Raw genomic sequence first — 24,460 nt, forward strand, 5'->3', positions numbered from 1 at the left:
GGGTCAGGCGACCGGTTCGGGTTGCGGGTCGCGGTCGGTGGCGGGGGAGTCCTCCGACTTGCTGGATGGACCGGAGGCCCCGGTCTCTCCCTCGCTCCGCCTGCCGAACTGCGGCTTCGCGCCGATCAGCGTCAGCGTGAGGATGCCCAGGAACATCGGCGCGAACATGTACCGCGCCAGCGGGGCCGGGTTCGCCGCCACCACCGTCAACTGGAGTGCCAGCGGGATCGACATCATGCCCAGCGGCGCCCAGTTCCGGTGCCGACGCGAGAACGCCAGGAACACCGCGTACGCCGCGTAGCACCAGGTGGCACCCCGGAACAGCAGCCACTGCAGCTGCGGCGTCTTGCTGGCCTTCCACACGAAGAACGCCACGCCGTGCAGCTGGTCGTTGAGCGGGCGGATCTTCAGGACCGGGCGGTACGGGCTGTCCCTCATGTCGGTGTTCCAGTCCGTCCAGCCGAACAGGTTCTTCGGCACGGACGGGGGGCTGATCAGCGTGTTGCCCTGCATGTCCGCCGGGCCCGGGAACGGCGACCACGCAATCTGCGAGCGGCACAACCGCGCCCCGATCATCTGGTCGGGCGTCCGCTTCAGGACCCGCATCCACAGGTCGATCAGCTCGCTGTTGTACTTCGCGGCCATCTTGCGGTTCATCGGCTTCTGCATCGCCCAGTCGGCGTTGTAGCAGTTGGCCGCCCGGCCGCTCCAGTGCGACAGCGGCGCCACCTTCGCCATGAGCTCCTTGTCGGCCTTGGTGAAGGTCTGCGGGTACTTGCCGTAGACCACCGCGATGTCGGCGTAGTTCATCGCGTACACCTGGTCCTTCGTCGGCGTGATCACTCCCAGAGCGGGATAGATCCACACGTTCAACAGGCCCGAGATCAGCACCGGGATCACCGTTGCGACCAGCAGCGCCCTGCGCATCTTCGGCAGCACGAGCAGCAGCACCGGCGCGGCGAGGACCGCGACGAGCAGACCGTTGTTGCGGGACAGGCCCATGCACAGGAAGCCGACGAACAGGACCGCGATCTCGTTCCGGAACGCCTTGTCCCGTACGGACTGCACCCCACGCATCCGGCGCACCACGAGCCGCCCGGCCGCGGCGAACGCCAGGACCGCGCCGATGACGAACGGCACGTCCTTCCAGATGAAGATGGTGAACGAGCCGATCGACGGCAGCGCCGCGCACGCGATCGCGGCCGCCGCGCACCACTTGCCCCGCACACCGAACTGCCGCAGCGTGACCGTCGCGTAGGCCAGCGACGCCGCCATGGCAACGCTCTGCGCGAACGTCAGCAGCGCCAGGTCGCCGGTGAGCTGGATCGAGAGCCACACCAGTACGTTGTAGGCCACCGAGTGGTTGGACATCCAGTGACCGGTGGTGACCTGCCACACGTACGCGATGGAGTCGTAGCTCATCCCGCCCGGGTAGAAGGCCGCCCACCAGAGCAGAAAGATCATCTGCGTGATGGCGTAGACGGCCAGCGGCAGCCGACGCCGCGCCGGAATACGCTCCAGGCGCTCTCTCAGCGAGCCTCTGGGGAAGGGGATCGTGGGCACTTTCAACGCTGCTCCGCGGGCTTGGTGGACGGTCGATCGGGGTGTGCGAGTTCCAGCATCCGGGTGATCACCCGGTCGGCGGCATGTCCGTCGTCGAGGTCGCAGAACACGTCCTTGAACTCGCGGTAGGCCTCCGTGTACGAAGCGCTGATCCGCTCGGTGTCAGCGAGCGCGTCGATGAGTTCGTCCGAGGTCTGCAGCAGTGGACCGGGGGCCCTCTTCTCGAAGTCGAAGTAGAAGCCGCGCAGCTGGTCGCGGTAGTAATCCAGGTCGTAGGTGAAGAACAGCATGGGACGGCCCGTGTTCGCGAAGTCGAACATGAGCGACGAGTAGTCCGTGACCAGCACGTCCGTGATCAGGAACAGCTCGGCGATGTCCGGGTAGCTGGACACGTCGAAGACGAAACCGTCACCGGCGCCGGGCACCGCGTCGACGATGTTCGAGTGCTTGCGGACGAGGAGAACGTGGTCGTCGCCGAGGCGCTCGGCCGCCTTCTTCACGTCGAGCCGCAGATCGAACTTGTAGTTACCCGCCTGGTAGAACTGGTCGTCCCGCCAGGTCGGCGCGTACAGTACGACCTTCTTGCCCTCCGGCAGGCCGATGCGCTCGCGCACGGTCCGCGCCAGCTGCTCCGTCGTCTCGGAGAGCAGCACGTCGTTGCGCGGATAGCCGGACTCCAGGATCTCGCCGTCGTACTGGAACGCCCGCTTCATGATCGGCGTCGAGAACCGGTTCGGCGAGACGAGGAAGCTCCAGTTCGGCGTCTCCTCGGCGACCTTCGACAGGTACTTGCGGTCGGCGAACTGGACGCTGTCGATGTCGTGGCCGATCCGCTTGAGCGGGGTGCCGTGCCAGGTCTGCACGATGACCTGGCCCTCGCGGCGCCGGACCCAGTGCGGCAGGTGGGTGTTGGTGACGATGTACCGGCTGCGGCCGAGCGCCTCGTACCACTCGCTGCTCCACCGCCGGACGACCTTGACGCCCTCGGGGATGTGGGCGCGGCGGTCTTCCACCACCCACACGTGCTCCAGGTCGGCGCCCTGGCGCAGCAGTTCCTCGTAGACCGCGCGCGGCGAGTCCGAGAACTGGCGGCCGGAGAAGGAGGCGTACAGGACCGTGTCGCGCAGCGGGGCCGTGCGCGCCTCCGCGTACAGACGGGTGCGCAGCTCGCGCTGGCGGAACCAGCCGAACTCCTGGGGGCCCAGGTCGGGTGCCGCCTCGACCAGAAGCCGGTCGAAGAAACGGTGGGTGAGTGTGTGGTCCCGGCCGCGGAGGGTGAAGTGCTTCGGTAGTCCTGCGAGCGTCGACGGTACGGCGCGGACCGGAACCTCGACGCGAGATCCGGTGGTGCGGGCGAACAGATACCAGCGGCCCTGGCGCAGCGGAACCTCGCTGATGCTGTCGGGCACGGGCAGGAACTCGGCCCGGAAGTCGCCGTCGGTGACGGTGACCGGGTGGGTGTGCTCCTCGGCGTGCTGGCTGTGCCGCAGCACGATCTCGACCGGCTCGTCCACGGTCGCGGGCAGTGCGCCCGCCAGGAGGATCCGGCCCTCGGAGGTGACGGAGAGTTCGGTGACCATGGGCTGGACGGGCTGGGTGCGCAGCGCCAGGCCGCCCACGCCGTCGTCGGTGACGGCCACGGTGCGCCCACCCCACGCGGCAGCCGGGCTGCCGTCGAGCGAGTGCTGCCGGCCCAGGTCGCCCTGGCCGGCCTCGACGGCCACGGTGAACCAGCGCCCGCCCTGGATCGCCAGCTCGGCCGTCCACTTGTCGGCGACATGCAGGTTACGGGAGTCGCGGCCTTCGACGTCCAGGTCGCCGAGCGGTACCCGGACCGAGAACTTCTCGCTGGACGTGCGCTCTACCGGGTACTCGAGGACCGCCTCGGAGGAACCGTGCCTGAGGCGCAGCGTGAGCGGCGCGGCGCCGACGGCTTCGTGGCCGAGGACACCGGTCAGCTCCAGGGCCCCGTCCACGGCCCGGTGACCGGCCAGCTTGGCGCGGACCCGCTCGACGCGCACGTACAGGTGCTCATCGGCGACGTACGGGACCACCCGCACGTCCTTCTCCACCCAGAAGGGGACCGGGCTCTCGGCGCTGCCGCTCTCGCCCGCCTTGAGCCGGGTCCGGCGGACGATGCCCTGCTGGACAGTGGCGAGGGTGATTCGCCACACGCCGTCGCGCCAGCCGCCACGAGCCTTGAGCGTGGCCGGGTCGAGATCGAGGGAGAAGCCCGACCAGTCGTAGTTGTGCAGCGACTGGCCGGAGGTCTGCGTGGCGCGCGAGGCACGGGTCCGGTTGGGCCGCACCAGGATCGTGCGCCGGCTGCCGACCTCGCGCAACATCAGGACGCGCAGGGCGGTCCGCTGCGGGCGCTCGGCGGCCACGTTACGGATGTAGGCGTGGCCGTCGATGCGCAGACGGCCGCCGCGCCACACAAGCTCCTCGGCGCGGGCCCGGGCCGAGAAGTCGGAGTCCACGCGCAGCACCGAGCGGGGCACCGCGCGCTTCTTCCGGTCGATCACCGGGTAGTCAGCGAAGTGGCGCAGGCCCTGACGGACCACCGGAACGGCCCGGCCGGTCTCCCGCTCGAAGGCGAGGAGCTCCATGAGCTCGTCGAGGCGGCCCTCGCGGATGAGGTGGCACTTGAGACGCAGCGCGACCGGCAGCCGGGGCATGATCCGCGGGTCGACCCGGCTGAGGAAGTCGGCGGCGCCGGCCATGAACAGGTTGCGGAACTCCTCGCCCGCCTCGTCGAGGACGCCCATGAAGAGCGGCAGCTCGTCGGTGATGAAGATCTCGTCGTACCAGCGCTTGTGCTGGGCGTACGCCTCGCCCGGCTGGGAGGCCAGGAAGCGGCTCACGGAGTCGCACGATCTTATTCGGTCGCGGACGTTGACCGGCTCGGTGCGGCGCTGGGTGATGGAAGGCGCGCCGCCGGTGCGCTGCCGCCACAGGTAGATCGGCTCGCCGAGGACGTCGACGGCCGAGGCCAGGAAGTGCGCGGGCAGGGTGACCGGGGCGTCCTCGTAGAGGATGCCGGGGAACTCGAAGGCGTGCTTGTCCCAGAACGACCGGCGGAAGACCTTGTTCCAGGCCGTGCGGTCGTAGACGAGGTCCTTGTCCCGAGTGATGTGGGTCCGCTTGCGGTCGGTGCGCAGCCGCTTCTCGTGCAGCGGGGAGATCAGGATCTCGCCGGCCTTGAGCAGGTTGACGTTGCCGCTGACGAAATCGGAGCCGGTCGCCACCAAGCTGGCGATGCAGCGCTCGTACGCGTCGGGCAGCACGCTGTCGTCGCTGTCGACGAAGGCGAGGAACTCGGTGCCCTCGGTCAGATGGGCGACCCCGGTGTTCCGCGCCGGTCCGAGCCCCTTGTTCTCCTGCGTGACGACGCGGAACCGGTTGTCCTTCGCCGCCCATCTCTCGGCGATCGCCAGGCTGCCGTCCGTGGAGCCGTCGTCCACGACGATTGCCTCCCAGTCGGTGAACGTCTGGTCCGCGATCGACTGCAGGCACTCGTCGAGGAAGAGTTCCACGTTGTACAAGGGAACGACTAGTGACAGACGGGGAGGCATCTGGGGTACTGCGCCTTTCTCAAGGTATTCGTTCGTGTCCGGCGCTGACCGGACTCGCCGGACACGGTAGCTCTAGCCCCGCGCGGTGCGGCTCTGGCCCTCCGGGGAGAGCGCCACCGGCGGTACGTTCTCCTGGTTCAGGAAGACCCTGCGGACCACACGCTCCGCGGCGCGGCCGTCGTCGAACTCGCAGAACCGCCTGCGGAACTCCGCCCGTGCCTTCGTGGACGCGTCATCGCACCAGCGCCCCGAGAGGAAGACGTCAAAAAGGTCCTCCTCGGTTGCCACCACAGGGCCGGGCGATTGGACGTGTATGTCGAAGTAGGTGCCGCGGGTGGCCCGGTAGATCTCCCAGTCGTTGGCGAAGGTCACTACCGGCCGGTCCAGGAGCGCGTAGTCGAACATCAGCGACGAGTAGTCGGTCAGCAGGCAGTCGGCCGCGAGGTACAGCTCCTCGACCGAGGGGTGTCCGCTCACATCGACGATTCCGGAGCCGTCCGCGGCGCCGGGGCCCGTGCCCAGGTTGAAGTAGTGGGCCCGCGCCAGCACCGTGAAGTCCTGCCCGAGCTGCTGCGCGAAGTGCTCCAGGTCGAGCAGCGGCCGCGGTACGGCCTGGTAGTCGCGGTGGGTCGGTGCGTACAGCACGACCTTGGTGCCGGGGGCGAGGCCGAGCTTCTCGCGGGCTCGCGCCTTGTCCTCGTCGGTGGCGTTCACCAGGACGTCGTTGCGCGGGTAGCCGTAGTCGAGGGAGGTGTAGCCAGCCGGGTAGGCCCGCTCCCAGATGGCGGTGGTGAAGCTGTTGGCGGAAATGCTGTAATCCCAGCGGTCGACCCGCTGCATCAGCGTCTCCATGTCCAACTCGGCGCGACCCAGCGGGTATTCGATCTGGTCGACGCCCATCCGCTTGAGCGGTGTGCCGTGGTGGGTCTGCACGAAGACCTGCCCTGGCCGCTTGACCACGCGGGTCGGGAAGTTGACGTTGTTGACGAAGTACTTGCCGCGGGCCATCGCGCGCCAGAAGCCGAAGGAGCCCGGGTGGACGACGGCGGTACCGGGCGGCGGAGTGTTGCGCGAGCCCGGCTTGAGCACCCAGGTCGACTTGATCTCCGGGGCGAGTTCGAGCAGCTTTCGGTGTATGGCCGCCGGGTTGCAGGCGTAGTCGGCGTTCCAGTACGCGGCGAAGACGGCGACGTCCTTCTTCACCGGCAGCATCCGCTGCGCCCGGTAGTAGGCCACCAGGACCGCGGTACGCACCGGCTTCTTCAGCCTGCGGGCGGAACGGTACGCCCTGCGGGCGGCGGAACGCAGCGGTCGGGGAAGCCGGTTGGCGGCCCGGCGCGCTGCCGACGTCGACGTGGCGGCCTTCGGCTCACGGTAGCCGGCCGGGCGGTTGGTCTGCTCGGCTTGCAGCCGGCGGGCGCGGAACTCGGCGCGGGCCCCGGCGGGCAGTCGGCCGGGCATGTTCTCGATCACCCGCAGGTGGAAGGTCATACGCTCGAACAGCGCGCTGTGCCAGCGCTCGAACTCGGGGTGCTCGGCCAAGAACGCGAAGACCAGCTCGTACTGGTCGAAGACGTCGAAGTGTTTACGGCTGGTGGAGTGCAGGATGCTGCCCTGACGCCGCTGGTGGTAGTGGACACAGACCCGGTCGAGGACGGCGATGGTCTCGGCGGCCACCAGGACCGGGTAGGTCCACGGGGTGTCCTCGTAGTAGCCCGTGGGGTAGACGAATCCCCAGCGCTCCACGAAGTCGCGGCGGTACGCCTTGTTCCAGGCGACCTGGAGCAGCTCGAGCAGTCCGGGGCTGTCGTCCAGGCGGAACGCTCCGCGCGGACTGTTGGTGAGCACCGCGCGCTTGGTGTTCGGGGTGATCCGGCCGTCCCAGTAAGTACGGGCGTAGTCGTAGACCAGCAGTTCGGGATCGCCGGTTTCGTCCAGGCGGCGGGCGATGGCCTGCAGGGAGCCCGGCAGCATCGCGTCGTCGCTGTCGAGGAAGATCAGGTAGGTGCCTCGTGCGCGGGCCATGCCCGCGTTCCTCGCCCGGCCCAGACCCACGTTCTGTTCGAGCTGCACCGCCATGACGCGCGGGTCCGCCGCCGCGTACTCGGCCATGATCTCGCCGCAGGCGTCGGGCGAGGCGTCGTTGACCGCGATGACTTCGAAGTTCTTGAACGACTGGCTCAGCACGGAGTCGAGGCAGTCGCGCAGATACGCCTCGACACCGTACGCCGGCACGATGATGCTGAACCGGGGCTCGGTGGACGGCTCTGCAGCTTGCATAGGAGTCATGTTGGCTGGGCTTTCGGAGGGGGGAAGGCGGGTCACAATTCCGCGGGGCGCAGGGCACCTGGTGCCGCTTCGCGGAAGACGATCACTCGGTTCTGGTCAGGGCGTACCCGAGCAGCCGGCGCACGGCGTCCGACCGGCGGTGGCGCAGCGCCCCCGGAAGCATGGTCAGCGCGTGCAGCCGCATGGACAGGTGGCGCCGGGCGGATCGGGCGGCCTTGGGCCAGCCGTGCCGGTCCAGTTCGTCGGCCACCTCGTTGAAGAAGCGCACGGCCTCTCCGAAGCGGGCGCCGGTGACGGCCTCGGCCGAGGAGAGGCTGGCCGAGTGGCGCCGGTAGCGGAAGACCGGCGCCGGGTCGACGACCAGCTTCTCGCCGCGCTGGATCAGCTCGATGATCAGGGCAAGGTCCTGGATGACCGAGAGGTCCTCACGGAAGTTGACCGACTTGACGGCGTCGGCCCGCCAGCAGATCGACGGGAAGTACAGCCAGTTGCCGCCGAGCAGGTTCGCGGCGAGCGGTTCGCCTGAGAGCTCCAGCCGGCGGCCGTCGTTCTTCGGCGCGTACAGCCGCCGCTTGACCTCGTCGCCCAGCGAGGTGGACGGGTTGCCGTGCTCGTCGATGACCTCGACGCCCGGCTGATAGATCGCCGCGTCCGGCACGGCCTCGACGGCCGCGCGGATCGTCTCGACATAGGTCGGCATCAACAGGTCGTCGCTGCCGAGCATGGTGAAGTGCGTCGACTCCACCAGCTCCACGCACTTGCGGAAGTTGCGGGTGATGCCCAGGTTCTGCTCATTGCGCAGATAGCGGACCCTGCTGTCGCCGAGGGAGTCGAACCACTCCGGTACGCCCTCCTCGCGGCCGTCGTCGACGACGGTGAGCCGCCAGTCCTTGTCGGTCTGGTCGAGCACACTGTGTACGGCGGCCTGCATCAGACCGGTGTCACCGTAGTGCGGCAGCATGATGTCGAGGGGCTGCACCTGGCCTACTTACCCTTCCGTACAGGGCCGAGCGCGGACTGGCGGCTGAACGCGAGCAGCAGGATCATGCCGATGCGGCCGAGGTAGAGCGTGGCCTTCCACGGCGACTGGCTCGGCGTGCCGGTCGTCCGCGCGCGCATGGCGACGGGGACCTGCTCGACGCGGTAGCCGGCCCGTATCACGGCGATCGTCGACTCCACGGTGTCGCCCAGGTACTCGACCGGGTACCAGCGGGCGAACACGTCGATCAGATCGCGGCCACAGGCGCGGAAGCCGGAGGTGACGTCGGTGAGTTTGGTGCGCGCCATGCGCGAGAGCCAGAAGGCGAGGACGAGCATCGCCCAGCGGCGCGGGCCGCGGGCCTGGTACTCGCCGGTGCCGGCGAACCGGGCGCCCATGACGAGGTCGGCGTCGCCGTCCAGCCGGGCCAGCAGTTCGGGCACGTTGCGCGGGTCGTGCTGGCCGTCGGCGTCGACCTGGATGGCCACGTCGTAGTCGCGGTCGTGCGCGAACTTGTAGCCGGCCCGCATCGCGCCACCCACGCCGAGGTTGTACGGCAGCTTCATCACGGTCGCGCCGGCCGCGCCGGCGACGGCGGCCGTGTCGTCGGCGGAGCCGTCGTCCACGACGAGGATGTCCGCACCCGGAAGCGTGGTGTGGACCTCCTTGATGACGTCGCCGACGCCGTCCGCCTCGTTCCAGGCGGGCATAATGATCAGTACTCGCTTGCCGTCGATCACTTCCGGCCCCCCTGTTCGGCAGCTACGGCGGGGGCCTCGTGCTCGTTCAGCCGGGCCCGGAGATCTTGGACGTCGACGCGGAGCAGCGCCACCTCCTCGGACAGTGTCCGGCCCTCTTCCTCCAGATGACCGACCTCCCAGCTCAGTTGGAGGCAGACGATGAAGAGGAACGCCACGCTCAGGAACAGGATGAGGCTGACGCCCGAGGCGACCCCGACGCCACGGGCCACCCAGTCCAGACCCGACGGGAAGAAGCCGAGCGGGATGATCACCACACCGGTGAGCACCCAGAGGAACGCGTACTTCTCCTTGAGCTTGCGGCGGCGCAGCAACACGACGATGCACGTGACGAGGATGATTCCGGTGACCGAAGTCAGCATCCACAACTTCATGCCGCACTCCGGTGTATCGGACGACTCATGGATAGGGCCTGTCTACTCTTCCAGGGGTGTACCAGGGGTGGGGCGACCGCTGAGGCAGACCGCTGCCTCCACTGTCTGCCGCAGTGCTTACGGAGATCGATGGAATGGGCGATCATCCTATGAGCGCGCAGGGCGGTAGCTTACACGAGCGTGAATCACGAGTGACATACAGGTGGCCACCGTCAGCGACCCTGCCGTGTAGGCCAACTCGACCCGGTCGCGCAGTTCCAGCGGACTGAGAGTGACCGCCACGAGCACGACCGTGCCAACGATCCACGCCATCAGCTGCATGCGGGCACCGCCGCTCGTCAGCAGCGCCTGTCCCAGCACCATGGCCAGCATGTACAGGGTCGTGCCGAGCGAGAGCCAGGCGAAGTCGGTCGCACCGAGCACGTCGGGCGTCCCGAACACCGCAGGCAGCAACGCCGGTCCGAGCGCCACCGCGCCGATGCCCCCGGCCACGCCGAGTCCCGCCGTGATCGACGTGGCCCGCAGCAACAGCCGCCGGTAACCGTGGGTGTCTCCCTCGGCCGCGGCCGACGACAACCCCGCGAGCAGCGACACTTGGAAGGCGCCGAAGACGAAGAGCGGCACACGGGCCAGGATCAGGGCCGACAGCAGCGCCGCGACCAGCGCGTCGTTGTCCGTCGCGATCAGCTTCGTGCTGATCACCGCGATGTTGACGAGCAGTTGGGCCAGGAGCGTCGAGCCGACGAGCAGCCCCAGGTGCTCGATCAGCTCCCGCCACTGTGCCTGCGACCCCGGCCGCGAGCCCTGGAACACCGGCCTGATCGTCGCCAGCACGGCCAGCAGCGGGGCCACCGTGAGCACCGCCGCGAAGGCGAACGCCGATTGCACACCGGCCACCGCGAGCGCCCCCGACAGCACGATGCGCAGCACGCCGTCCAGGCCGAGCTGCATCCCGTACGCCTCGAAACGGCCGAGCCCGGCGAGGACGCCTCGCGTCACATACGCCACGGCCAGCGCGGTGAACGCCCCGGCGAGCGCGAGGACCAGGCTCGTGTCCCCGTGGAAGAACAGATCGGCGAGCGGCCGGGCGAACAGCGCGAGCGGCACGAGCACGACCGCGAGCAGCCCGAAAGAAAGCACCGCGCCGCGCCGCAGCACCGGCAGCGCCCCGTCGCCGCGCACCACGCGGCCGGCCACGATCCGGGTGATTTCCTGCTCAACCGGGAAGAACAGCCCCAGGCCGATGGAGAACACGACGGTCCACAGGACCGAGAAGCTTGCCATGTCGTCGACGGCGAGCGTGTGGCCGGCCGCCGCGAGATGGACGTAACTGGCGGCGCCGAGCACCGCAGTTCCGGCGCCCACGAACGCCGTGCCCTGCGGCAGCGCCGTGGCTATGCGGTCGAGAAGGCTCACGGGCTCGTCCGCCCGCCCGGAGCTGTCACCTTCAGGGCCTCGGCCAGCTGTTCGCGCCAGTGCGGCTGCACCGCCACACCCGCCGCGGCCCAGTGGTCGTGCGCGAGCACGCTGTACGAAGGGCGACGGGCCGGCCGTACGAACTTCTCCGAGGTGGTCGGGCGCACCCGCTCCGGGTCGAGACCGGTCAGCTCGAAGGCGGCGCGCGCCAGGTCGAACCAGGTGGCCGTGCCGGACGCGGTGCCGTGGTACAGGCCCGCCGGAGCCCGGCCCGCCACGGCCGCCTCGCCCAGCTGAGCGATCTGGCGGGCGAGCGCGACGGTCCAGGTCGGCTGGCCGCGCTGGTCGTCGACCACGTCCACGGTCTCGCGCCGGTCCGCCAGGTTCAGCATGGTCTGGACGAAATTGCGCCCGTGGGCGCCGTACAGCCACGCCGTGCGCACCACGTAGCCGCGCTCGGGCAGCAGCTCGGTCACCGCCCGCTCGCCGGCGAGCTTGCTGCGCCCGTAGGCGTTCACGGGCGAGGTCGGGGCGTCGTGCGAGTACGGCTCGGTGGCGTCCCCGGGAAAGACATAGTCGGTGGAGACCTGGACCAGCACGCTGCCTTCGACGGCACACGCCTCGGCCAGCACCCGCGGGCCCTCGCCGTTGATCCGGGTGGCCGCGGCCTCCTCGGTCTCGGCGCCGTCCACGTCGGTCCACGCGGCGGCGTTCACCACGACGTCGTGGGCCGCCACCGCGGCGCGGACCGCGGCGGCATCGGTGATGTCCAGGTCCTGGCGGGTCAGCGCGGTGACGGACTGCGCCCCGCGTCCGGCGAGGACCTCGGTGAGGTCACGGCCGAGCATGCCGCCCGCGCCGGTGATCAGCCAGCGGCTCATGCGGGAAGCGCCGCCTTCGCCTTGAGCGGCTCCCACCACGCGCGGTTGTCGCGGTACCACTGGACGGTGTCGGCCAGGCCCTGCTCGAACGTGACGAGCGGCGTATAGCCGAGCTCCTCCTGGATCTTGGCGATCGACAGGGAGTAGCGCAGGTCGTGGCCCTTTCGGTCGGCGACGTGCTCGACCATGTCCCAGCCCGCCCCGCACGCCTCCAGGAGCATGCCGGTGAGCTCCTTGTTGGTGACCTCGGTGCCGCCTCCGATGTGGTAGACCTCGCCGGCCCGGCCACCGCGCAGCACCATCTCGATGCCCCGGCAGTGGTCGGAGACGTGCAACCAGTCGCGCACGTTCAGACCCTCGCCGTACAGCGGCACCTTCTTGCCGTCCAGCAGGTTCGTGGTGAACAGCGGGATCATCTTCTCGGGGAAGTGGTACTGCCCGTAGTTGTTGGAGCAGCGGGTGACCACGACGTCCATGCCGTGCGTGCGGTGGTACGACAGCGCCAGCAGGTCCGAGCCGGCCTTCGAGGCCGAGTACGGCGAGTTCGGCGCCAGCGGCCAGTCCTCGGTCCACGAGCCCTCGGTGATCGAGCCGTACACCTCGTCCGTGGACACATGCACGAACCGGCCCACACCGTGACGCTTCGCGGCGTCGAGCAGTACCTGGGTGCCGAGCACGTTCGTCGTCACGAACGGCGACGAGTCGGCGATCGAGCGGTCCACGTGGGACTCGGCGGCGAAGTGCACCACCGCGTCCTGGCGGCGCATCGCGTCGTCGACCGTCGGGTAGTCGCGGATGTCGCCGCGGACGAACCTGTAACCGGCCTGGTCGACCACCGGTGCGAGGTTCTCCTCGTTACCGGAATAGGTCAGGTTGTCCAGGACGGTGACCTGGGCGCCCTCGCCCGAGGGCAGCTCCCCGAGAAGCAGTGCCCGCACGAACTGTGAACCGATGAACCCGGCGCCGCCGGTGACGAGAATCTTCATAAGAGCCGCCATTGTATGGGCACCCGTCGTCGGCTCTTCCGCGGCTGTTCCGTGGCCGTTCTCACGTCGGGGGTGGCGGGGGCGCTCCGCGGGCTGCCGTAGGCTGCGTGCCCATGCGTGGAATAGTGCTCGCCGGTGGTACCGGCTCCCGACTGTGGCCGATCACCCGTGCGGTGTCGAAGCAGCTGATGCCGGTCTTCGACAAGCCGATGATCTATTACCCGCTGTCCACCCTGGTGATGGCCGGACTGCGGGACATTCTGATCATCACGGGCCCCGCCGAGCGTCCCCAGTTCGAGCGGCTGCTGGGTGACGGGTCCGATCTCGGGCTGAATATCCAGTTCGTCACGCAGGAGCAGCCCAACGGAATTGCCGAGGCATTCGTCATCGGTGAGGAATTCATCGGTGACGAGCCCGTCGCGCTGATCCTCGGCGACAACATCTTCCACGGCGTCGGCCTCGGCCGGCAGCTCGCCGGCTACCGCGAACCCGAAGGCGGTGTGGTCTTCGCCCACGCCGTCTCCGACCCGACCGCGTACGGCGTCGTCGACTTCGACGAGCAGGGCCGCGCCCGCTCCATCGAGGAGAAACCGAAGAATCCCAAGTCCCGCTACGCGGTGCCGGGTCTGTACTTCTACGACAGCCGGGTCGTCGAGATCGCCAAGGGCCTCAAGCCCAGCGACCGCGGCGAGCTGGAGATCACCGACGTCAACAAGTACTACCTGGACCGCGGCGAGCTCCAGGTCTCGGTACTCGACCGCGGCACCGTCTGGCTCGACACCGGCACCTTCCAGTCCCTTGTCCAGGCCTCCGAGTACGTGCGCGTGGTCGAGGAGCGTCAGGGCATGAAGATCGGCTGCCTGGAAGAGGCCGTCTGGCGTGTCGGGTTCATCGACGACGCCCGGCTGCGTGCGCTGGCCGAGCCGCTGACCAAGAGTGGCTACGGCGATTACCTGCTCAACCTGCTCGCCCACGAGGCCTGAGAGAGGATGGGACTCGTTCGATGAAGGTCAACCCCCTTGGTATCGAAGGCGCCTGGGAGTTCGTCCCCCGGCAGCACGGCGACGCCCGCGGCCTCTTCCTGGAGTGGTACAAGGCCGAACACATGGCCGAGGCCGTCGGTCACGCGCTCGATCTGAAGCAGGGCAACCTCTCCGTCTCCGCGGCCGGTGTCGTGCGCGGCATCCACTTCGCCGATGTGCCGCCCGGCCAGGCGAAGTACGTGACCTGCGTGCGCGGCGCCGTGCTCGACGTGATCGTCGACGTCCGCGTCGGCTCACCGACCTTCGGTCGGTGGGAGGCCGTGCGCCTCGACGACCAGGAACGCAAGGCCGTCTACCTCTCCGAGGGTCTCGGTCACGGCTTCTGCGCGCTGACCGACGACGCGACCGTCACCTACCTCTGCTCCGAGGGATACGCCCCCGAGCGTGAACGGACCGTCCACCCGCTCGACCCGGAGATCGGCATCGAGTGGCCCATCGCCGGCGAGCCCGAGTTGTCCGCCAAGGACGCCCAGGGCCTGACTCTGGCCGAGGCCCGCGAGGCGGGGATCCTGCCCGTGTACAAGGAGTGCGTGGCGTTCCGCGCCTCGCTCGCGAACCGGGGCTGACTCCTTCCGCGTGGCGGCCCGGCTGTCCCGAATGACCGTCGTGCCGCCCGGTTCGCGTTAGGGTGCCCGAATGACGTGGCTCATCACCGGCGGTGCCGGTTACATCGGTTCCCATGTCGTCAAGTCCATGGCCGAGGCCGGTGAGCGGGTGGTCGTCGTGGACGACCTCTCCAGCGGCGACCCGGCACGGCTGCCCGCGGACGTCCCCCTGGAGCGCGGCACCGTCCTCGACCGTGCCTTCCTCGACCGCGTCCTGCGCGAGCACGCGGTCGACGGCGTCGTCCATCTCGCCGCCAAGAAGGCCGTCGGTGAATCCGTCGAACGTCCCCTCTTCTACTACAAGGAGAACGTGACGGGCCTTCAGGTACTGCTCGACGCGGCTGTCTCCGGCGGGATCCGGCGCTTTCTCTTCTCCTCGTCCGCCTCCGTGTACGGCATGCCCACCGCGGAACTCGTCAACGAGGACACGCCGTGCGCGCCGCTCAGCCCTTACGGCGAGACCAAGGTCGTCGGCGAATGGATGGTCCGCTCCGCCGGCCGCGCTCACGCCATGGCCACCGCCTGTCTGCGCTATTTCAACGTCGCCGGCACTGCCGAGCCCGCCCTTGCCGACACCGGCGTCTTCAATCTGGTCCCGATGGTCTTCGAGCGGCTCGATGCCGGATTGCCGCCGCTGATCTTCGGCGACGACTATCCGACGCCCGACGGCACGTGTGTCCGTGACTACATCCACGTCGCCGACCTCGCCGATGCGCACCTCGCGGTCGCCCGCAAGCTCGCCGAGCGCACGGCGGCCGGGGAGAGCGGCGACCTCACCCTCAACATCGGGCGCGGCGAAGGCGTCTCGGTGCGCGAGATGATCCGGCTCATCGGCGAGGTCACCGGACGGGATGGCATCCCCGAGGTCACCGCCCGCCGCCCCGGCGACCCGGCGAAGGTGGTCGCTTCGGCCGACATGATCGCCACGGAGCTGGGGTGGAAGTCCCGCCATGACGTCCGCTCCATGATCGCCTCGGCCTGGGAGGCGCGCACACCGCCGCGCGCCTAGCCAGGGGTGTCTTGCGGGTCCGGCCGACTCCAGGTGGCTGCGGGGTGCGACATCAGCCGCGGCCGCGGCGGGCAAAGCGAAGCGATGGGGGCATCACCTCCTCATGGGCCCCTTGCTCACCGCCCCAAGGCATGCGCTCGGCGGCATGCGCTCGGCCTCGGTCCACGCTGCGAAATGCGCGCGCGGGGATCTGTCTCGCTCGCGTAGATTGCCTGGTGGCGCCGCGGTGGCGAAGCGCGTGGTGCCAGGGACCGCCGAGTGAGGACGACGCAGGTGACAGTGGCAAGGCAGGCAGTGACGGACGCCCGCAGGATCGTCGTCAAGATCGGATCCTCCTCGCTGACCACGGCCGCGGGCGGCCTCGACGCCGACCGCGTCGACGCGCTCGTCGACGTCCTCGCCAAGCACCGAAAGCAGGGGGTGGCCCGAACGGCCTCGGTCGAGCGCGATGGGGGGAGACGGGTGGGCGGCGGAGAGAAGGAGATCGTCCTCGTCTCCTCCGGAGCCATCGCTGCGGGCCTCGCTCCACTGGGCCTGCGTCGCCGTCCCAAGGACCTCGCCCGCCAGCAGGCCGCCGCCAGCGTCGGACAGGGCCTCCTGGTGGCCCGCTACACCGCCTCCTGCGCCCGCCACGGCATCCGGGTCGGACAGGTGCTGCTCACCTCCGACGACACCCGTCGCCGCGCCCACCACCGCAACGCCTCCCGCACCCTCGACAAGCTCCTGGCGATGGGCGCGCTGCCCGTCGTCAACGAGAACGACACGGTGGCCACGGACGAGATCCGCTTCGGCGACAACGACCGCCTCGCCGCGCTCGTCGCCCACTTGGTCCACGCCGATCTGCTGGTGCTGCTGTCGGACGTGGACGGCGTCTACGACGGGGACCCGAGCAGACCCGGCACCTCGCGTATAGCGGAGGTGCGGGGCCCCGAGGACCTCGCGCACGTGGAGATCGGCAGCGCGGGCAAGGCCGGCGTCGGCACCGGTGGCATGGTTACCAAGGTCGAGGCGGCCCGGATCGCGGCCGCCGCCGGCATCCCCGTGGTGCTCACCTCCGCCGTGCACGCCGCCGACGCCCTCGCGGGCCGGGACACCGGCACGTACTTCCACCCCACCGGCAAGCGATCCGCAGACCGGCTGCTGTGGCTTCAGCACGCCTCCACCCCGCAGGGCTCGCTCACCCTCGACGACGGGGCCGTGCGCGCGGTCGTCGAACGCCGCAAGTCGCTGCTGCCCGCCGGGATCGCGGCCGTCGAGGGCGACTTCGTCGCGGGGGACCCCGTGGAACTGCGCGACAGCGGGGGGCGGGCGGTGGCACGCGGGCTCGTCAACTTCGACGCCAGGGAGATCCCCCGGCTGATCGGCCGCTCGACACGGGAACTGGCGCGCGATCTGGGACCCGCGTACGAACGCGAGGTCGTGCACCGGGACGACCTGGTCGTCCTGCACCAGTAACGGGCCGAAAAGGCCCGAGCGCCGGGGTCTTCCGGTGGGGGACGTTCCGTAAAACCGCCCCATGGTGCCGTGCGGCCTGCTCCACTTTGTCTCGGGGATGCGTTTTGGGGACACATTCCGCACGAGTACTGCGTAAGGAGGCCGTCGTGAGACGAGTGCGCCCTGGGGTGGCGGCGTTCCGCGGTCGCGGCACCTCCGGTGGCTCTCATGACGGCGTCGCTTCCCGCGCGACGGGGGAGGAGCGAACCCTGGTCGGCGTCGGGGCCCAGGACGCCTACGGGGAGCCGGGTGACCTGCCCCGGCTGTGGCACGTCACCCTCAGCGTCTCGGGCGAGGAGGTCCCGCTGAAGGAGGTCCGGCGCGCGCTCGAGCAGCTCGCCCACGATCACCCGTTCCTGCTGACCAGCCGCTACGCGGGCGACCACGCGGAGATCCGGTACTGGGAGGAGGCCCGGGACCTGCACGACGCCGCCGCGGTCGCCCTGCGCCTGTGGGGCGAGCACCGGCAGAGTGCGGGGCTGCCGCCCTGGGAGATCGTCGGCCTCGAGGTCATCGACCGCGAGACCTACCACCAGCGCGTCGCCGAAGGGTACGGACCACTACCGGCGGCACCGGTCGGTGTTCACCCGTTTTGAGGGTGTCTCGGTGTGTGGGACGAGCCGTGGACGGTACATCCGGCGCACTACCCTTCCTTCATGACCACGCTCTCGCCGTACGACTCCATGTCCCCGGTCGCCCGGGCGGCCTATCGAGCCCAGGCCGCCGCCGCCGACCTCGCGCCGTTGCCGCGGGCCGAGAAGGACGACGCGCTGCTCGCCGTCGCGGATGCGCTGGAGGTCCGTACGAGCGAGATCGTCCAGGCCAACGCCGAGGACATCGCCAAGGCCCGTGAGGCCGGCACCAGCGAGGCGATTATTGACCGGCTCACGCTCACGCCCGAGCGGATCCGGGCCATCGCCTCTGACGTCCGGGACGTGGCCGCCCTGCCCGACCCGGTCGGCGAGGTCGTGCGCGGCTCGACCCTCCCCAACGGCATCGACCTGCGCCAGGTGCGGGTGCCGCTCGGCGTCGTGGGGATCATCTACGAGGCCCGGCCGAACGTGACCGTGGACGCCTCCGCGCTGTGCCTGAAGTCCGGGAACGCGGTGCTGCTGCGCGGCTCCTCCTCCGCGTACGCGTCGAACGCCGCCCTGGTACGGGTCCTGCGCGACGCCGTGGGTGGCGCCGGGCTGCCCGCCGACGCGGTCCAGCTCGTCCCCGGCGAGGGCCGTGAATCGGTGCGCGAACTGATGCGCGCCCGCGGTCTGGTCGACGTGCTCATCCCGCGCGGCGGCGCGTCCCTGATCCGGACGGTCGTGGAGGAGTCCACGGTCCCGGTGATCGAGACCGGCACCGGCAACTGCCATGTCTACGTCGACGCCCGGGCCGACATCGACATGGCGATCGACATCCTGATCAACTCCAAGGCCCAGCGGGTGAGCGTGTGCAACGCCGCCGAGACGCTCCTCGTCCACCAGGACATCGCGGCCCAGTTCCTGCCCCGCGCCCTGGACGCCCTCGCGGACGCCGGGGTCACCGTGCACGCCGACGAGCGGGTGATGGCCTACGCCAAGGACTCCCGGGCGACGGTGGTGGAGGCCACGCCCGAGGACTGGGACACCGAGTACCTCTCGTACGACATCGCCGCCGCGGTCGTGGACTCCCTGGACCGGGCCGTGCAGCACATCCGGCTGTGGAGCTCCGGCCACACCGAGGCGATCGTGACCACCTCGCAGCAGGCCGCTCGTCGTTTCACCCAGTTGGTCGATTCGACCACGGTCGCCGTGAACGCCTCGACGCGCTTCACGGACGGCGGGCAGTTCGGCTTCGGCGCGGAGATCGGCATCTCCACCCAGAAGCTGCACGCGCGGGGACCGATGGGCCTGCCCGAGCTGACCAGCACCAAGTACATCGTCACCGGCGACGGGCACGTACGGCGCTGAGCGGGCGCTCAGTCCTGCGTCAGCCGGCGTTCCTTGGCACCCACCTGTGAACGCGTCTCAGCAGGCGGATGAATTTCCTTACCGTCTGCCCAAATTGACCCCCTAGGTCTACTCTGGAGCCGTGCCGGAGGACGTGGGGGGCACGCCGTTCGACGACGGCCGGGAGCCCGACGACGACCGCGACCGCGGAGGTATGGACGAAGAGTTCGCCTCCGTGGTCTTCGACGAGGCCTTCGTACGGTCGGCCGCGGTCCACGAGCCCACGGCCGTGGAGAGACTCCTCGCCGCCGCCCAGGCCCGCGCCGAGGCCCAGGAGGCCGAGGCGCGCCGGGCGCACGCCCGCGGCGCTCGCGGCGACGACGAGCGCTATGAGGACGGATTCGGCCCCGACGACGGCTTCGGCCACGGTCCGGATCTGGACGACCTGGACGACGCGGATATCCTCGAGGGCCGCCACGGCGCGCTGGGGCTGTACGGCAGGCGATACGGCAAGGGTGCGCGCTGGCATCGCCCGGTCGCGTGGATGCTCGCCCTCGTGATGGGTATAGGCATGGTCGCCCTGGCCTTCACCGCGGTGTACCGGGGCGCGTCCTCGGGCCGCCAGGAGCAGATCCCGCCCCCTACCACGACCGGTGTGAAGCAGGGCCCGGAGTCGAGCGCCGCCACGGCTCCCTCGGCCTCCGTAAACCCCTCGCCCCCGGCGTTCTCCGCGGTTCCCCGGACGCCCTGACGCCCCGGACAACGGTGTTCGACTTTCGTTCGAAAACCTGGTGAGAACCTGTCAGAACTTGTCGTGTACCAGGGCGTTTACCTGAGCTCCCGGAGACCTACTCTGAAGATATGGGCGGGCCTGGAGACCCACCTGAGGGGACACCCGAGGGCGCTCCCGGTGGTGGCGAGGACGAGTACCGATCCGTCGTGTTCGACGAATCGTTTGTGCGGGCTGCCCGCCTTCAGGAGTACTCGGCGCGGGAGCGGATGGCCGACCACGCCCCGGCCGTACGGCGCCGCCCGGCGCTGCACCGGGGCCTGTCCCGGCAGGCGCTGCTCCTCGTCCTGCTGATAGCCGTCGCCTTCGGCACCGCCGTCTACATGGGTGTACGCCACCCGTACCCGGCCCCCAGGGTGCAGGCCGCCGAGCCGCTGCACATGACGGTCATCCCGCTCGCCCCCCAGTCCGCGGTCCCCGGCTCCCCCGACGCGGAGAGGCTCTTCGCGCACAGCCCCGCCGCCCAGTTCCGCGTCGGCGCCGAGGGCATCACCCTCCCCGCCGCCCGGCGCACCGCGCACTTCTCCGAGAGCCAGGTCGTGGCCGCGCTGACCACCGCGAAGGACTACCTCGTCGAGTCCTCGCTCGACCCCGCCGTCCTCACCGGCGGCGCCGTGCGCTCCGTCCGGGTCCTGCTCGACCCCCAGCAGCTCGACCAGTTCGACCAGAGTTTCGTCCACCCGGCGGCGGACGGGCGGCATGCGGCCACCGGCTGGCTGATCCGCTTCGACCCGACCCATGCCCAGCTGGCAGGACGCAACATCCGGGTCCAGGGCACCATGCAGGCGGCGGAGATCAACTCCGACACGATCGAGGTCAGTGCCGACCACACCCTGGTGTACGCGCTGAAGCCCACCGGCGGTGACGCGAAGGCTCGGGCCTCGCTGTTCACCGTGCGGCGCGAGATGACCTTCCGCTTCGACCGCGACGACCTCCGTATGCACCAGGCGGTGCTGGTGGTCTCCTACGTCCAGGCCGGTCCGCTCGCGTGCGCCCAGGACGCCGCCGACCACCTCCAGCCGCTGCTCGCGGGCCAGACGGCCAAGGGGGGCGGCCCGCCCGGCACCGACCCCTACGCGACGGGCAGCGCCACGGCCCTGTGCGGCACCCTGGCGACGAGCGCACAGCCGAAGGTCTAGCGGGAAGGGCACGGCCTGGGCTTCCGGGCCGCGTTGGAGGCCTCTGGCGCCTTCCGGGCGGCGCGGGCCCATGGTGGATCCTCCGTAATCCACGCCGGTCCCGCGGGCCCGGCGCACCCGTTGCACGACCCGTGGCGGCCCGGACAGGGCTTGTGCGCGACGGAGCGTCGCCGCCAGGGATCTCCTGCCCTGGGCCGAGGCTTCCTGCCCCCCGACGAGGCCAGGGGCGGGCGGTTGCCCGGGCGGGGGTCACGGGGCGTGCCCGGAGGGGGTCGAGGCGGTCGGGCACCAGGGCTTGTGAGCGGGCGAGAGCGTCGCCGTCGGGGGCTTCTTGGCCTGAGCCGTGGCTCCTCGAGTCGGGCGGGGCCACTGGGGCGGTTGCCCGGGCAGGCCCACGGGGCGAGTCCGCCGGGGTCGAGGCGGCCGGGAAGGGCTGTGCGCGGGCGAGAGCGTCGGTGCCAGGGGTTCTTGCTCTGAGCCGTAGCACCTGGCCCCGTGGGGAGCCACGGGAACCGCCCAATGGGTCCGAGGCAGCCGGCCATAGCTGTGCGTGGACGTTCCTCGCCGCCAGGGTTCCTGGCCTGAGCCGTGGTACCCGGCCCCCGCAGGGCCACGGGGTAAGTCCGACGGGATCGAGGCGGGCGGGCAGAGCTGTGCCCCGGCGGGAGCATCGCTGCCAGGGGTTCTTGGTCTGAGCCGTGGCTCCTCGCCTCGGGCGGAGCCAGGGGATTAGCCCGACGGGGTCGAGGTCGCCGGCCATAGCTGTGCGTGGACGTTCCTCGCCGCCAGGGTTCCTGACCCGAGCCGTGGCTCCCGGCCCACGGCGTGGGGCGTGGCCTCTGGCTCTGGGCGGGGAGGGAGCCAGCCTGCCGGGGTCGAGGCGGCCGGGCAGGGCTGTGCGCGGGCGGAGCGTCGCCGCCAGGCGTGTTCCTGTCCGAGACGTGGCTTCCTGGCCCAGAGGACCAGCTGGCCGGGTCGAGGCGGCCCGGCAGAGCCGTGCGCGGGCGTCGCCGCCAGGTGTCCCGCGGCTCCGGCCCGCGCCGTAGCCCCTGGCCCCGGGCCGGGCCCAGGAGGACCGTCCCCCGGGCGAGGCCCGGATGGGCTCGGCGGTGCCGTCGGTCAGGCGTCGTCCTTCTCTCCGGGGCTGCCCTCCTCGGGGGCCTCGTCGTCCGGGTGGGCGTCCTGCGGCCCGTCGGGGGTGTCCTTGGGGGCGTTGCTCGTGAAGCCGGCGAAGCCGCGCCGTACCCGGCCGCCGAAGTCGCCCGCGCCGCCCGCGAGGTCGCTGACCAGCTTCATCAGCGGGTCCTTGGACTCCTTCACGTCGTTCGCGTAGCTGGCCGCCGACTCCCGGAAGGAGCCCGAGACGGACGTGTCCTTGTCCTCGTCGCGTCGCTGGTAGTGACCGTCCATGATCCGCTGGTAGTCGCGGGAGGCGGCCCACTTCTTCAGCTCGGCCGCGCGGACCGTGGTGAAGGGGTGGCTGCGCGGCAGCACGTTGAGGATCTTGAGCACCGAGTCGCGCAGATCGCCTCCGGCGTCGTACTCCTCGGCCTGCTCGAGAAAGGCGTCCACGTTCATCTCGTGCAGGTGGTTACCGCCCGCTATCTTCATCAGCCCCCGCATCGAGGCCTGCAGATCCTGCCCGACCAGCAGTCCGGCGCGGTCGGCCGACAGCTCCGACTTGCGGAACCACTCCCGCAGCGCGGTCACGATCGCCATGATCGCGAGGTTGCCCAGCGGGATCCAGGCGACCCGGATCGCGAGGGTGGTGAGGAACAGCAGGATGGTCCGGTAGACCGAGTGGCCGGACAGCGCGTGCCCGACCTCGTGCCCGACGACCGCCCGCATCTCCTCCTCGTCGAGCAGCTCCACGAGCCCGGTGGTCACGACGATGATCGGCTCGTCCAGGCCGATGCACATCGCGTTCGGCTGCGGGTCCTGGGTGACGTACATCGGCGGAACCTTCTCCAGGTCCAGGATGTAACAGGCGTCCCGCAGCATGTCGTTGAGATGGGCGAACTGCGCGTCCGAGACCCGCACCGAGTCGGACAGGAACAGCAGTCGCAGGCTGCGCTCGGGCAGCAGACCGCTGAGTGCCTTGAAGACCGTGTCGAAGCCGCTGAGCCTGCGCAGGGCCACCAGGGCCGAACGGTCCGCCGGGTGTTCGTACGCGCGCGAGGAGATCCCCGGGAAACGCCTGCGCTGCCTGCTCGGCACGTGCTCGTGCCCGTTGTGCTCATGGCCGACGTCGGACATGTGTCCCCCATGTGTCTGGTGACCACTGTGCGATTGATCATCGGGCCGCCGCGCGAGTGATGGCTGCGCGGTGTGCGACGCCCGATGTGCCCCCGAAGCGGAGTCCAGCCTAGGCGGAGATACGGTGGCATGGCAGCACACTGTTAGGAGCGATCCCATGGAGCACATTTCCGCCGCCTGGCTCACCGAGGCCGCGATGGCCGCCGATCGGCAGGGCCCGGGCAATCTGCTCCGCGTCGTGCTGATCGTGATGGTCTTCGGCACGGCCCTGACCGCGTGGTTCCTGCTGCGGGGCTACAAGCGCAAGGACCAGTGACGAACGCGACGGCTCTGTAGCCGCACGGCCCGCTTCGTGGTCGGCCGGGCAACCGGCTGCCCCGATGGCGGAGTCGGCGTGATCGGCGCGCAGGCGCCCGCATACGATGAACTGACGTCTTTATCCCGCCCACACCGGATAGGTACTGCCGAAGATGAGCTTCCACAGCACCGCTGCCCAGTTGGCCACCCTCGCCGAGGGCGAGGGCGAACGCCACGCCAGCATCAGCCCGTTCATGACCGGCGGAGGGGCCTTTGTCATCCTGCTCCTGCTGCTGTGGATCACCACTCGCTTCAACCGCGACCGCTGAGTCCGGCAAAACGCCTGGTCCGGGCCGTCCGTGGGGGACCGTCGGCCGGGTTCCGTCGGCCGGGCCGGTAGGGTCTGCACGCATGGGAGAGCAGCACATGCCCACCGGTCCGGCGAATGGCCCGGGATTCGGACCCGGAAGCGGGCCGTCGCACCCGGGCAAACGCCGCCTGGGCGTCATGGGTGGGACGTTCGATCCGATCCACCACGGGCACCTTGTCGCGGCCAGTGAGGTCGCCGCGCAGTTCCACCTCGACGAGGTGGTGTTCGTACCCACCGGACAGCCGTGGCAGAAGACCGACCGCAAGGTGTCCGAGGCCGAGGACCGCTATCTCATGACGGTCATCGCCACGGCCGAGAACCCCCAGTTCTCGGTCAGCCGCATCGACATCGACCGCGGGGGTCCCACCTACACCACGGACACCCTGCGCGATCTGAAGGCCCTCAATCCCGACACCGACCTCTTCTTCATCACCGGTGCCGACGCGTTGGGCCAGATCCTCACCTGGCGCCACACGGACGAGTTGTTCTCCCTGGCGCACTTCATCGGCGTCACCCGCCCCGGTCACACCCTGACCGACCCGGGCCTGCCCGCGGGCGGTGTGTCACTCATCGAAGTTCCCGCTCTCGCCATCTCCTCCACAGACTGCCGTGCGAGAGTCGCCAAGGGCGAACCCGTCTGGTACCTGGTGCCGGACGGTGTGGTGCGCTACATCGACAAGCGGCAGCTGTACCGCGGCGAGTGAGCTGATAGGG

Annotated in this window: 21 protein-coding genes; 11 read left to right on the forward strand and 10 right to left on the reverse strand. The window is 70.0% G+C overall.

What is annotated here, in order from left to right; translation table 11 throughout:
• Nucleotides 1–3 precede the first annotated feature (3 nt).
• The 9 genes from ACQEXA_RS36805 to rfbB form a co-directional block, all read right to left on the reverse strand.
• Nucleotides 4–1,563, reverse strand: a complete 1,560-nt coding sequence (locus tag ACQEXA_RS36805) for a DUF6020 family protein (protein ID WP_432927612.1) — start codon at nucleotides 1,561–1,563, stop codon at nucleotides 4–6.
• Between the two features lie 2 nt (nucleotides 1,564–1,565).
• On the reverse strand, nucleotides 1,566–5,138 hold the full coding sequence (locus ACQEXA_RS36810; RefSeq protein ID WP_432927611.1) for a CDP-glycerol glycerophosphotransferase family protein: 3,573 nt from the start codon (nucleotides 5,136–5,138) through the stop codon (nucleotides 1,566–1,568).
• Nucleotides 5,139–5,210: 72 nt separating this feature from the next.
• A complete protein-coding gene (locus tag ACQEXA_RS36815; RefSeq protein ID WP_433132215.1) occupies nucleotides 5,211–7,418 on the reverse strand; it encodes a bifunctional glycosyltransferase/CDP-glycerol:glycerophosphate glycerophosphotransferase in 2,208 nt (735 codons plus the stop codon).
• A 91-nt stretch (nucleotides 7,419–7,509) separates the two neighbouring features.
• The gene (locus ACQEXA_RS36820; RefSeq protein ID WP_432927607.1) at nucleotides 7,510–8,406 is read right to left on the reverse strand and encodes a glycosyltransferase family 2 protein; all 897 of its coding nucleotides are present in this window, start codon (nucleotides 8,404–8,406) and stop codon (nucleotides 7,510–7,512) included.
• A gap of 5 nt (nucleotides 8,407–8,411) precedes the next feature.
• A complete protein-coding gene (locus tag ACQEXA_RS36825) occupies nucleotides 8,412–9,146 on the reverse strand; it encodes a glycosyltransferase family 2 protein (protein WP_432927606.1) in 735 nt (244 codons plus the stop codon).
• A complete protein-coding gene (locus ACQEXA_RS36830) occupies nucleotides 9,143–9,538 on the reverse strand; it encodes a DUF2304 domain-containing protein (RefSeq protein WP_432927604.1) in 396 nt (131 codons plus the stop codon). The genes ACQEXA_RS36825 and ACQEXA_RS36830 overlap by 4 nt, the downstream gene beginning before the upstream one ends.
• A gap of 147 nt (nucleotides 9,539–9,685) precedes the next feature.
• Nucleotides 9,686–10,954, reverse strand: a complete 1,269-nt coding sequence (locus tag ACQEXA_RS36835) for a lipopolysaccharide biosynthesis protein (RefSeq protein WP_432927603.1) — start codon at nucleotides 10,952–10,954, stop codon at nucleotides 9,686–9,688.
• Nucleotides 10,951–11,835, reverse strand: a complete 885-nt coding sequence (rfbD, locus tag ACQEXA_RS36840) for a dTDP-4-dehydrorhamnose reductase (protein ID WP_432927601.1) — start codon at nucleotides 11,833–11,835, stop codon at nucleotides 10,951–10,953. Before rfbD ends, ACQEXA_RS36835 begins: the two co-directional genes overlap by 4 nt.
• Nucleotides 11,832–12,821 (reverse strand): dTDP-glucose 4,6-dehydratase, encoded by a 990-nt coding sequence (gene rfbB / locus ACQEXA_RS36845; RefSeq protein ID WP_432927599.1) that lies wholly within the window; start codon nucleotides 12,819–12,821, stop codon nucleotides 11,832–11,834. Before rfbB ends, rfbD begins: the two co-directional genes overlap by 4 nt.
• A gap of 113 nt (nucleotides 12,822–12,934) precedes the next feature.
• Between rfbB and rfbA the strand changes: the two genes are divergently transcribed.
• The 8 genes from rfbA to ACQEXA_RS36885 all read left to right on the forward strand — a co-directional run bounded on the left by rfbA (nucleotide 12,935) and on the right by ACQEXA_RS36885 (nucleotide 20,823).
• Nucleotides 12,935–13,804 carry a glucose-1-phosphate thymidylyltransferase RfbA gene (gene rfbA, locus ACQEXA_RS36850; protein ID WP_432927597.1) on the forward strand — a complete coding sequence of 290 codons (870 nt, stop codon included), beginning with the start codon at nucleotides 12,935–12,937 and terminating at the stop codon, nucleotides 13,802–13,804.
• A gap of 20 nt (nucleotides 13,805–13,824) precedes the next feature.
• Nucleotides 13,825–14,430, forward strand: coding sequence for a dTDP-4-dehydrorhamnose 3,5-epimerase (gene rfbC, locus ACQEXA_RS36855; protein ID WP_432927595.1), 606 nt, complete (start codon nucleotides 13,825–13,827; stop codon nucleotides 14,428–14,430).
• Nucleotides 14,431–14,500: 70 nt separating this feature from the next.
• A complete protein-coding gene (galE, locus tag ACQEXA_RS36860) occupies nucleotides 14,501–15,478 on the forward strand; it encodes a UDP-glucose 4-epimerase GalE (RefSeq protein ID WP_433132217.1) in 978 nt (325 codons plus the stop codon).
• A 273-nt stretch (nucleotides 15,479–15,751) separates the two neighbouring features.
• Nucleotides 15,752–16,933 (forward strand): glutamate 5-kinase, encoded by a 1,182-nt coding sequence (proB, locus tag ACQEXA_RS36865; protein WP_433132219.1) that lies wholly within the window; start codon nucleotides 15,752–15,754, stop codon nucleotides 16,931–16,933.
• A gap of 155 nt (nucleotides 16,934–17,088) precedes the next feature.
• Nucleotides 17,089–17,568, forward strand: a complete 480-nt coding sequence (locus ACQEXA_RS36870; protein WP_432939134.1) for a hypothetical protein — start codon at nucleotides 17,089–17,091, stop codon at nucleotides 17,566–17,568.
• 60 nt (nucleotides 17,569–17,628) lie between these two features.
• A complete protein-coding gene (locus ACQEXA_RS36875) occupies nucleotides 17,629–18,915 on the forward strand; it encodes a glutamate-5-semialdehyde dehydrogenase (RefSeq protein ID WP_432927590.1) in 1,287 nt (428 codons plus the stop codon).
• A 121-nt stretch (nucleotides 18,916–19,036) separates the two neighbouring features.
• Nucleotides 19,037–19,645, forward strand: a complete 609-nt coding sequence (locus ACQEXA_RS36880) for a hypothetical protein (protein ID WP_433132221.1) — start codon at nucleotides 19,037–19,039, stop codon at nucleotides 19,643–19,645.
• A 110-nt stretch (nucleotides 19,646–19,755) separates the two neighbouring features.
• Nucleotides 19,756–20,823 carry a hypothetical protein gene (locus tag ACQEXA_RS36885; RefSeq protein WP_432927586.1) on the forward strand — a complete coding sequence of 356 codons (1,068 nt, stop codon included), beginning with the start codon at nucleotides 19,756–19,758 and terminating at the stop codon, nucleotides 20,821–20,823.
• Between the two features lie 1,119 nt (nucleotides 20,824–21,942).
• Here the strand turns inward: ACQEXA_RS36885 and ACQEXA_RS36890 are convergent.
• Nucleotides 21,943–23,079, reverse strand: a complete 1,137-nt coding sequence (locus ACQEXA_RS36890) for a M48 family metallopeptidase (protein ID WP_432927584.1) — start codon at nucleotides 23,077–23,079, stop codon at nucleotides 21,943–21,945.
• A gap of 157 nt (nucleotides 23,080–23,236) precedes the next feature.
• On the opposite strand from ACQEXA_RS36890, the gene ACQEXA_RS36895 reads away from it, so the two are divergent.
• The 3 genes from ACQEXA_RS36895 (at nucleotide 23,237) to nadD (ending at nucleotide 24,450) form a co-directional block, all read left to right on the forward strand.
• On the forward strand, nucleotides 23,237–23,395 hold the full coding sequence (locus ACQEXA_RS36895; RefSeq protein ID WP_359391007.1) for a hypothetical protein: 159 nt from the start codon (nucleotides 23,237–23,239) through the stop codon (nucleotides 23,393–23,395).
• A 154-nt stretch (nucleotides 23,396–23,549) separates the two neighbouring features.
• The gene (locus tag ACQEXA_RS36900) at nucleotides 23,550–23,705 is read left to right on the forward strand and encodes a hypothetical protein (protein WP_359391010.1); all 156 of its coding nucleotides are present in this window, start codon (nucleotides 23,550–23,552) and stop codon (nucleotides 23,703–23,705) included.
• Between the two features lie 82 nt (nucleotides 23,706–23,787).
• On the forward strand, nucleotides 23,788–24,450 hold the full coding sequence (gene nadD / locus ACQEXA_RS36905) for a nicotinate-nucleotide adenylyltransferase (RefSeq protein WP_432927582.1): 663 nt from the start codon (nucleotides 23,788–23,790) through the stop codon (nucleotides 24,448–24,450).
• Nucleotides 24,451–24,460: the final 10 nt, after the last annotated feature.

The sequence above is a fragment of the Streptomyces sp. CA-106110 genome, assembly GCF_050936285.1.
Lineage (GTDB): Bacteria > Actinomycetota > Actinomycetes > Streptomycetales > Streptomycetaceae > Streptomyces.

What these genes read in the sequence shown, in the direction of transcription:
- ACQEXA_RS36810 (WP_432927611.1), bottom strand. Translation starts at nt 5,138, where the DNA reads ATGCCTCCCCGTCTGTCACTAGTCGTTCCCTTGTACAACGTGGAACTC.
- ACQEXA_RS36815 (WP_433132215.1), bottom strand. Translation starts at nt 7,418, where the DNA reads ATGCAAGCTGCAGAGCCGTCCACCGAGCCCCGGTTCAGCATCATCGTG.
- ACQEXA_RS36830 (WP_432927604.1), bottom strand. Translation starts at nt 9,538, where the DNA reads ATGAAGTTGTGGATGCTGACTTCGGTCACCGGAATCATCCTCGTCACG.
- rfbD (WP_432927601.1), bottom strand. Translation starts at nt 11,835, where the DNA reads ATGAGCCGCTGGCTGATCACCGGCGCGGGCGGCATGCTCGGCCGTGAC.
- rfbB (WP_432927599.1), bottom strand. Translation starts at nt 12,821, where the DNA reads ATGAAGATTCTCGTCACCGGCGGCGCCGGGTTCATCGGTTCACAGTTC.
- rfbA (WP_432927597.1), top strand. Translation starts at nt 12,935, where the DNA reads ATGCGTGGAATAGTGCTCGCCGGTGGTACCGGCTCCCGACTGTGGCCG.
- rfbC (WP_432927595.1), top strand. Translation starts at nt 13,825, where the DNA reads ATGAAGGTCAACCCCCTTGGTATCGAAGGCGCCTGGGAGTTCGTCCCC.
- galE (WP_433132217.1), top strand. Translation starts at nt 14,501, where the DNA reads ATGACGTGGCTCATCACCGGCGGTGCCGGTTACATCGGTTCCCATGTC.
- ACQEXA_RS36875 (WP_432927590.1), top strand. Translation starts at nt 17,629, where the DNA reads ATGACCACGCTCTCGCCGTACGACTCCATGTCCCCGGTCGCCCGGGCG.
- ACQEXA_RS36885 (WP_432927586.1), top strand. Translation starts at nt 19,756, where the DNA reads ATGGGCGGGCCTGGAGACCCACCTGAGGGGACACCCGAGGGCGCTCCC.
- ACQEXA_RS36890 (WP_432927584.1), bottom strand. Translation starts at nt 23,079, where the DNA reads ATGTCCGACGTCGGCCATGAGCACAACGGGCACGAGCACGTGCCGAGC.
- ACQEXA_RS36895 (WP_359391007.1), top strand. Translation starts at nt 23,237, where the DNA reads ATGGAGCACATTTCCGCCGCCTGGCTCACCGAGGCCGCGATGGCCGCC.
- ACQEXA_RS36900 (WP_359391010.1), top strand. Translation starts at nt 23,550, where the DNA reads ATGAGCTTCCACAGCACCGCTGCCCAGTTGGCCACCCTCGCCGAGGGC.
- nadD (WP_432927582.1), top strand. Translation starts at nt 23,788, where the DNA reads ATGGGAGAGCAGCACATGCCCACCGGTCCGGCGAATGGCCCGGGATTC.